Origin of the sequence: Streptomyces sp. 8L (assembly GCF_020176795.1) — a bacterium.
Classification (GTDB): Bacteria; Actinomycetota; Actinomycetes; order Streptomycetales; family Streptomycetaceae; genus Streptomyces.
This window is the reverse complement of the sequence record NZ_JAIUKE010000021.1, coordinates 1-8,407: the sequence shown is the minus strand read 5'-3', so window position 1 is coordinate 8,407 and position 8,407 is coordinate 1. Positions and strand designations below refer to the sequence as shown.

Annotated in this window: 8 protein-coding genes and 2 pseudogenes; 7 read left to right on the top strand and 3 right to left on the bottom strand. The window is 70.2% G+C overall.

Translation table 11 applies throughout. The features are described from left to right. Positions 1–577 (bottom strand): hypothetical protein (locus LCE31_RS03030; RefSeq protein WP_225012366.1); only part of this gene is annotated, 577 nt, incomplete at its 3' end. A gap of 81 nt (positions 578–658) precedes the next feature. Between LCE31_RS03030 and LCE31_RS03025 the strand changes: the two genes are divergently transcribed. Further along, positions 659–1,165 carry a GNAT family N-acetyltransferase gene (locus tag LCE31_RS03025; RefSeq protein ID WP_225012365.1) on the top strand — a complete coding sequence of 169 codons (507 nt, stop codon included), beginning with the start codon at positions 659–661 and terminating at the stop codon, positions 1,163–1,165. Positions 1,166–1,192: 27 nt separating this feature from the next. Here the strand turns inward: LCE31_RS03025 and LCE31_RS03020 are convergent, their stop codons facing one another. Beyond that, complete coding sequence (locus LCE31_RS03020) at positions 1,193–1,585, bottom strand: nuclear transport factor 2 family protein (protein ID WP_225012364.1); 393 nt, start codon at positions 1,583–1,585, stop codon at positions 1,193–1,195. A gap of 357 nt (positions 1,586–1,942) precedes the next feature. Here LCE31_RS03020 and LCE31_RS40275 point away from each other — a divergent pair. Both LCE31_RS40275 and LCE31_RS03010 read left to right on the top strand, forming a co-directional pair. Then, positions 1,943–3,120: pseudogene (locus tag LCE31_RS40275) on the top strand (glycoside hydrolase family 88 protein). 257 nt (positions 3,121–3,377) lie between these two features. Further along, positions 3,378–4,001, top strand: a pseudogene (locus tag LCE31_RS03010) (alpha/beta fold hydrolase); the annotation flags it as partial. A gap of 450 nt (positions 4,002–4,451) precedes the next feature. Here LCE31_RS03010 and LCE31_RS03005 read toward each other — a convergent pair. Then, positions 4,452–4,724 carry a hypothetical protein gene (locus tag LCE31_RS03005; protein ID WP_225012363.1) on the bottom strand — a complete coding sequence of 91 codons (273 nt, stop codon included), beginning with the start codon at positions 4,722–4,724 and terminating at the stop codon, positions 4,452–4,454. On the opposite strand from LCE31_RS03005, the gene LCE31_RS03000 reads away from it, so the two are divergent. From LCE31_RS03000 to LCE31_RS02985, 4 genes are all read left to right on the top strand, one after another. Continuing rightward, positions 4,704–5,930 carry a hypothetical protein gene (locus LCE31_RS03000; RefSeq protein WP_225012362.1) on the top strand — a complete coding sequence of 409 codons (1,227 nt, stop codon included), beginning with the start codon at positions 4,704–4,706 and terminating at the stop codon, positions 5,928–5,930. The two genes, LCE31_RS03005 and LCE31_RS03000, sit on opposite strands and share 21 nt — an antisense overlap. Next, positions 5,912–6,499 carry a helix-turn-helix domain-containing protein gene (locus LCE31_RS40745; RefSeq protein WP_308042179.1) on the top strand — a complete coding sequence of 196 codons (588 nt, stop codon included), beginning with the start codon at positions 5,912–5,914 and terminating at the stop codon, positions 6,497–6,499. Before LCE31_RS03000 ends, LCE31_RS40745 begins: the two co-directional genes overlap by 19 nt. Positions 6,500–6,673: 174 nt before the next feature. Further along, complete coding sequence (locus LCE31_RS02990; protein WP_225012361.1) at positions 6,674–7,387, top strand: ParA family protein; 714 nt, start codon at positions 6,674–6,676, stop codon at positions 7,385–7,387. Between the two features lie 548 nt (positions 7,388–7,935). Next, complete coding sequence (locus LCE31_RS02985) at positions 7,936–8,232, top strand: hypothetical protein (protein WP_225012360.1); 297 nt, start codon at positions 7,936–7,938, stop codon at positions 8,230–8,232. Positions 8,233–8,407: the final 175 nt, after the last annotated feature.

Here is an 8,407-nt window from a genome sequence, read left to right as displayed (position 1 = left end):
GGCCAGCACGGAGCCGTAGACCCCGCCGAACAGCAGCCGCTGGAGCGGTTCCCCGCGCCGGGCCGGCCCACAGCCCCCAGCCGAACAGCGCGGCCGTGTTGATGACGAGGGACGTGGTGATCGCGCTGTCCTCGCCCCACCAGCCCGCGTACGCCCCCAGCAGCGCGGCCACCGTCGGCACGGCCGCGGCGAGCAGCGCCCACTCCTGCAGCACCGACCTCAGGGTGCCCGGTGTGAGCTTGCCGTCCCTGATCGTGCGGTGGGCGATGGCGTGCGCGTACCCGTGGGCCGTCGACGCGGCCACCGCCGCCGCGAGCACCCACACCGCGTCGTATCCGGGATCGGGCGGCCCGCTCTCGCCGCCCAGCGCCGCCGCGAGCGCGCCGGCCAGCACGGAGCCGTAGACCCCGCCGAACAGCAGCCGCTGGAGCGGTTCCCCGCGCCGGGCCGGCCGGTACCCGGGTGTCCCGGGCCGCGCGGGCGGGTGGCCGGACGTCTGCCCGGCCCCTGCCGAGGCCGTCGCCCCGGTGGGCCGCCGGGCGGTGGACTCTCCGTCGTCGTGGGCGCTGTCGGACACACTGCCGCCTCTCGGAACATGCGGGCAGACCTCCTGCCGATGTAACAGCACCGGCGGCGCCCGGTCCCGTAAGCTGCCCGGATGTTCATACGACTGGCCACCGCGGCGGACCTGTCCGAGATCCCCCGCATCGAGCTGGCCGCCGGTGAACTCTTCCGCGCGTTCGGGATGGCCGAGGTCGCCGAGCACGCCCCGCCGTCGCCCGAGGTGCTGGAGGGCTACCGCCATGAGGGGCACGCCTGGGTGGCGGACGACGAGGACGGACGTGCCGTCGGGTACCTGCTGCACGAGGAGGTCGACGGGCTCGCGCACGTGGAGCAGGTGTCGGTCCACCCCGGCGCGGCGCACCGGGGCATCGGGCGTGCGCTGATCGACGATCTGGCCGTACGGGCCGGCACGGCGCTGACGCTGACCACGTTCGTGGACGTGCCGTGGAACGCCCCGTACTACGCGCGCCTCGGCTTCCGGCCGCTGGCCGGGGACGAGGTGAGCCCGGGACTGCGGGAGATCAGGCGCGCGGAGGCGGCGATGGGCCTCGACGCGTGGCCGCGGATCTGTATGCGCAGGGAGCCCGCCGCGCGGGCGTGAGAGCGGGAGGGGGCCCGACCGGGCCCGTCAGGACGGCAGCTCCATGTCCTCGGGGGTGAACCCGGTCCCCTGGGTGAAGTAGAGCTGCCAGCCCGCGCTCTCGGTCCTGCACCACAGGGAGCTGCGGTGCGCGCGGCGCTCGCTGATGTTGATGTCGAAGGTGATGAGCACGAGGTCCGGGGTGAGTTCCCGCGCGGCCATCCGGCTCACGGTGCCGGCCGCGGCAGCGGGACCCCACTCGCGCAGCTCGTGGATGTACGACTCGCGGGTCCAGGCCGTCCCCGAGGACCCGAACGAGCGGAACTCGGCGTGCAGCAGTTCGCTGAGCAGCGCCGGGGAGGTGAAGACCGCGGGATCGAGGAAGCGCAGCTCGCCCTCGATGGCCGCCGTTACGGCATCCGATGCATCGCGATTGCTCACCCGCGCCATCCTGCCGGACGAGCCGTCGGCGGGCGCGCAGGACACCGCCGGACGGAGGCCCTGCCCCGAGGCCGCCCGCGCGGCGGGTCCCGCGGACCACGCGCCGGGCCGCGCCCGTCGCGCCCCCGCACCGCACAAGGCGCTGTCCCCTCCAGCGGCCGATGCCCCTCCCGCTCCAGCCCCTCATCTCCCCGTGTGGAGAGCGGCGTTGAGAGGTGTCCGGGGTCTGGCGGGGAGTCGGTCCGCTCGTTTAGGCTGCCTCGCAAGTTCACGGAGATACCCGACGTTCACTCATATGAACAGCTGGCAGTTCCGTACGCCCCGCACCTCTCCGTCCCCCACACGGAAGGCCCTTCCATGGACCGACGGCACTTCCTCGGCACCGGCGCCGCGCTCGCGGTCGCCGGCGCGCCCCTGCTCGACGGCGTCGCCCACGCCGCCACCGGCGCCGGCCGCCCGGCGCGAACCGTCCCGGGCACGGCCCCGCGCGTGCCGGACACGCTGCCGTCCAGGGCCGCGATCACCGCCGTACTGCGCAAGGTCGCCGACCAGTGGATCGCGGCGAACCCCGGCACCGGTGACAACCTGTGGGCCAACGCCACCTTCTACAGCGGCCTCATGGCGCTGTACGGGCTGACCCGCGACAGCCGCTACCTGGACCGGGCGCGCTCCTGGGCCGAGAGCCACGACTACGCGCTCAGCGGCGGCACCAGCACCCGCGACGCCGACAACCAGTGCGCGGGGCAGGCCTACTTCGACCTGTACGAGGCGGAGCCGGACCCCGCCAAGCTGACCGCCGTCGAGGCGTGCCTGCACAGCATGACGTACACCGACCAGGTGTCGAAGAACGACGACTGGTGGTGGGACGACGCCCTGCACATGGCCATGCCGCCGTTCGCCCGGCTCGGCGCGCTGCGCGGCGACACCGGCTACTGGACCAAGATGCACAGCCTCTACACCCACACCAAGAGCGCGGAGGGCGGCCCCGGCCTCTACGTGCCCGCCACCGGGCTCTGGTACCGCGACAAGAACTTTCTCCCCGGCGGCATTCTCTCGCCGTCGGGCAAGCCGGTGGTGTGGTCGCGCGGCAACGGCTGGGTCGCCGGCGCGCACGTCAAGACCCTGAAGGCGCTGCCGGCGGGGCGGTCCGACACCGCCGAGTACACCGACACGCTCACCCGGCTGGTGGCCGCCGTCGCGCGGGTGCAGCGCTCCGACGGGTTCTGGAACGTCAACCTCGCCGACCCGCAGCACTTCCCGGGCCCGAGACCAGCGGCACCGTCTTCTTCGCCTACGGCACGGCCTACGCCGTCGCCTCCGGGCTCGTCGACCGGGCCACGTACCTTCCGGTCGCCGCGCGCGCCTGGAACGGCCTCGTCGCCACGGCCGTGCACCCCGACGGCGTGCTCGGGTACGTGCAGAAGGTGGGCGACCGGCCCGACTCCAGCCAGCCGGTCACCTACGACAGCACCGCGGACTTCGGCGTCGGCGGCTTCCTCCTCGCGGGCGCGGAGCTCGCGGGCCTCGCCACCTGACGCCGGGAGGCGCCCGGGAGCGCCTGCCGCGGCGGGTTCGGACCGCGGCGGGCGCGGCCGGTGCCGGGGACGGGGGTGTTGTCCGGCCCTGCCGGGCCGTCAGAAAGGTGAACAGGACGCGCGTCACCTATTTGACGGGTGACGGGTCTCGTGCGAGAGTCATGGCGCCGCGACCTGTGACGCTCCCGTCGCGCTGAGACGAGCGGGGAGGATTCCGGGCGCGGACCGGCCATCGGAAACACGCGAGAGGGCTCCGCATGATCAGCAGACGTACCTTCAGCAAGGCCGTCGGCCTGGGCGCGGGGGCGGCCTCGGTCCCGCTGTCCGGCTTTCGGGCCGACGCCTCCACCGAGACCACGGCGCGACCGCCGGGCGCCGCCTCCGTGCCCGCCGTCACCCCCGGCACCCACACGGAGTTCCCCGCGCTCAAGAGCGTGAAGGCGGGTCTCCTGGACGTCGGTTATGCCGAGGCGGGGCCCGCGCACGGCCCGGTCGTCCTCCTCCTGCACGGCTGGCCCTACGACATCCACAGCTTCACCGACGTCGCCCCCCTCCTGGCCGGCCAGGGCTACCGCGTCCTCGTCCCCTACCTGCGCGGCCACGGCAGCACCCGCTTCCTGTCCCATCGCACCCCGCGCACCGCCGAGCAGTCGGCCGTCGCGCTGGACATCATCGCCTTCATGGACGCCCTCAAGATCGACCAGGCGATTCTCGCCGGCTTCGACTGGGGCTCGCGCACCGCCGACATCATCGCCGCCCTGTGGCCGCGGCGCGTGAAGTCCCTCGTCTCCACCAGCGGTTACCTCATCACCGACGTCAGGGCCCAGCTCGAACCGGCCCTCCCGGCCGTCGAGCACAACTGGTGGTACCAGTGGTACTTCTACCGCACCCCTCTGACCTGGACTTATGGAGCCTGAAGCGGCTGTGACCTGCTAGGACGGGTTGCAGAGGCGATCGAAGGCAGTCAGAGGAAAACGCTCTGAATCGACCCCAGTTCGACCCGGGTCGCTCGGAGGCAGTCAGAGGCGCGATCCCTCTGAAAACTTGCCTCAAAGCGAGCCGAGTTGACTGGACGGACCAGGAGCGTCGAACTCTCGACGCGCCCCTCGGTCGAGCCTTGGTCGAGTTGCGATGGGGACGCCTGCCTCCATGGGAGCCAGGCATACGAAAGCCTCCAGGACGGCAATCCTGGAGGCTTCGCTGGTACCGATTGGAGGTCGGTTCCGGACACCACCCGCGGTTCTGTCGGGCCTTGGTGGCGTCCATGTCTTTGCGAGACGACTCCCAGAATGCCATACGACGTACCCCCGTTGCACTACCCACGGAAGGCTTCATCCCAACCAGAGGCAGTCACAGGCCCCCAAACCTCGCGAAAGGGCCTCGCTCAGCTCCCACGGATCGCGGCCGATCTGGTCCTCCTCGGAGACCTGACTGGGCGTTATGCCGCAGGCAGCTACAGCAAGCTCGATCGTCAAGGGCGAGTCATCCTGCGCGAAGAGCGGCAGGGTTTGGCCGAACACGGCCACCGCATTACCGCCGCCATCGCATGTCATGTTGCTCGTGCGCGGGGCACCGTCGCCCAGTTGACCGAGCTGCTCATGCACCCGGATCACGAGGGCGGACGGCATACACAAAATATCGCGCTGCGTTCGGGGCAAACGCGTGCGCGTGCCTACATCGATCGTGTCTGGGACAGTGCGCGTGCAACGGTCGGTGGCGCGAGGGAAATCGTGTCCCGACAGGACGCCTACGAGGATCTTGCTGCTCTTCGGGACCGGATCGAGGTCACTGCATGGCGGGGAGAGCGAGGCCGCACTGCCTTGCGGGCGCTCCGTGCGCATTTGAACTTCGCTGAGGTGGCCGGTGGCCGACTGCACACCGCCAGCGAGCGCCAAACGGCGGAGGAAGCCGGGATCTCACGACAGTCCCTGCGGAACGCGTACGACACCGTACTGAAGCCCGCTGGGTGGCTCCGCCGGCTCAGGACCGGGCGCGGCAAAGAGGGTTCCTCCTGGTACCTCGGAGACGGGCCCTGGAACACGACGGGAAGCCGGGTTTCTCGAACACAGACCACTCAGTTCCCCCCCGGCCCGGCACTTGAGGAGTGGTCCACTCCCGAGACTTTCGTCTCGGGCGATATCGATTCGACCGTCGTCAGCCAGCTCATGTCCCACGACGCCTTCGCCCACCGCGCCCTGGGAAGCTCCGCCCTCATGATCATCGGGGCCTTGCATTCGCGTCCTGCACAGACGGTCTGCGATCTCGTCGCTACCTCGTCCGTGTCTCGCGCCACCGTATACCGCACCTTGCACCGCCTCGCGAAGTGCGCCCTGGTTCAGCACACCGGCGAGACCTGGACCCTGGCTCCTCAGGTCTTGGAAGGCTTCGGTAACAGCCTTTTTCAGGCTGTTACCGGTGTGGACCAGGCGCCCTTGCGAGGTTGGGACGCGGTTGCCCGTCAGTACGGAACCTCAGGCACTGCTGCACGTCGAAGGGCCTTTCACGCCGCGGAGCGAGCCGCGTACAGGGAAGCGCTGGAACGTCGGGCAGAACACCGCACCAGAACCGTTGTCATCGTGCGTGAAGGCCGCCGGGTTCTGGTCCCAGCACTTCACGCCGCCGAGGTCCCGCCGGCGTGGCACGCCCCGGATGGCTGTGTCCTCGATCCGGCCACGGGCCGGATCGTGCCCGACTGGCGTATTGCCACCGACGGGCGACTGATCCTCATCACTACTGCTGACCAGCGAAGTTACGACGAGCTGGCCGCTGCCCATGCCGAAGCCCTCAGTGAATGGGAGTCCGTAGCATGAACCCACATCCCGCAAGAAAGCCTGACGAGAATGACTTGCGTGGCCCGCAAGCCTTGCGGACGCGCTACGAGTCCGGCGCGACAGTCGATGAACTCGTAACGGTCAGCGGCCTGTCGTACGGCACGGTCCTCAACCGCCTGCGCGAGGCCGGGACCGAGATGCGCACGTCATGGCAGACCCGCCGCATGCGCAACGATCCGCAGGCGCGAATGCGGCTCGCAGCGCACCTCCGGGTTTTGTACGAGAAGCGCGGCGCGACTCTGGCCGAACTCGCGAGTGTCGCTGGATCAACAACGCGCGGCGCCAGGCGGCTGCTGGTCGATGCTGGCGGGGTCCCACGCACGTCGCAGCAAACACAACGGATCCGCTCTGCAAACCGGGCTGCAGAGCGTCAGAAGCTCGCGTTGTCCCTGCGTGCGCGATACGAGAACGGAGCCACCGTGCCGCATCTCGCTGAGAGCTGCGGTTGCTCCCTCGGCACCGTCTATCGACTCCTGCGCCTAGCGGGAACCCGCATGCGGCCTCAGCACAGTCACGGCCCGGCTCGTACTCCGAGGAGCCGGTCTTGAGGGCAGCAGCTCGCTGGGCCCGGCGGATCAGAGGACCGACGACACAGCATCCCGGAGCAGGCGCTACCGCGCGGGACCCGCCTTCACCCACGCTCAGCCGGCAGCAGACCGTCGTCCTTCGCGCCGACGGCCCCCAACGGACACACTCTTCCCAATTCAGGAGATCAAGCACACGTGAGTGAGAACACCCGCCTCAAGACTCTTGCCGCTGCCACGGCCAGCGCATGGGACGCCCTCGTCATCGTCGTCGGCATGCTCAAGGGCGGCGCCGGCAAGACCACCTCCGCCTGGTTCATCGCCCTCTACTACGCCGTCGTTCTCGGCCTGCCGACGCTGCTGCTGGACGCCGACATCTCCAGCCAGTCCGCCTACGACTGGTTCAAGGTCGCCCAGGCGGATGGCTTTGAGATCCCCGACAACTTGGTAGTCGAGCGGTTCCCGTTCGATGACGTCGCTGAGTACATCCGCGCCAACCGCGGCAAGTTCGGCGCGATCGTGGTCGACGCCGGCGGCGGTAGCGCCCGCATCTTCCACGAGGCTGTTACCGAAGCAAACCTGCTGCTCGTGCCGGTCGCCCCCGCCAAGATCGAGCTACGCAGGCTCGTCGCCACCTTCAACGAGGCCGAGCGCGCTGCCGCCCGCAACGAGCAGGGCGTCACCGCCCACCTGGTGATCGTCAAGGCCGACGACCGCACCAGCCTGCCCCGCAACGCCAAGGACAAGCTGCTAAGGCCCAGGAAGGGCGAGGGGCTTGGCCCGGACCGGGACGAGCCGTTCCCGCTCGCCGAGACCACCATCCACTCCTGGGTGCACTACATGGAGGCCTTCGGCGAGATCCCGACCGAACTGACCGAGTACGCCAACCTGATGAAGGAGCTGACCGCATGACCGAGAAGAACGAGAGGCCGAAGCCTCCGGCCCGCCGCACTGGCGGGCGCGCGTTGGGTGGAGCGAAGAAGACTGCTCCGCCGCCCCCTCCGCCGGCTGCCGAACTCACACCCGAACAGTTTGCCGCCGAGCAGGCCGCTGATGAGGCAGCCCGTCGTGTCGCGGCAGCTCACTCTGGAGCCCAGCACTCTTCGCCGGCCTCCACGGAAACCGGGGAGCAGAGCGACCCGACTGGGACACTCCCCGACACACCGCAGGCCCAGGACCTGGCGGCTGCCGATGACGCACGGAGCGGCCCCGCTGCCTCCCGCCCGATTCACCCTGCTACCGGAGCGCCCGCGATGGACGGGCATCCAGCACAGGGGCACGAGCAGTTCGGGACCCGCGGTGCCGACTCCACGGCACCCGGTGTTCAGCACCCGCAACCGAAGGAGCAGGTTTCGCAGGCGGGGCCCCAGACCAACCCCGCGACCGCTGGGCTGCCGGCGAGCGCCGAAGTTGCCATCCGGCCTGTCGCTTCTCCGGGTTCGAGTGCAGCGCCCTTCCCAGTGCGGAGCGACACTCCGATCTCCCACCAGGAGCAGAAGGCGCCGCCAGAGGCCGGACCGAGCGAGGGAACCCCCTGGGCTCAGGGACCCGGCCGACCAGGGGACATTCCCGAGACGGCCGTTGTTCTGAACCAGCGCGTTATCACGCGCGAGGGCCTCGACTCGTCGGTCCCCACCGCGCTGAAGCTCAAGAGGCGACTCAAGCGTTTCGCACTGGACAACGAGCTCGACCACCTGCCCATCAGCGACATCGTCACGGTCGCTCTGGACGACTGGCTCACGGCCCGCGGCTTCTGACGCGCGCCCCGTAGGTGGCCGCGAGATCTGCATTCTCGCGGCCACCCGTCCGTCCGACTATTCCACTAGTCCGCGAGGCGGCTGGGAGACCCGCGAGCGGGCAGGCCCCGCGGCAGCAAAAAGCCGCAAACACGCGCCCCACACCCCAGCGCCGGCGCGCAGCTGAGCCGGGCGG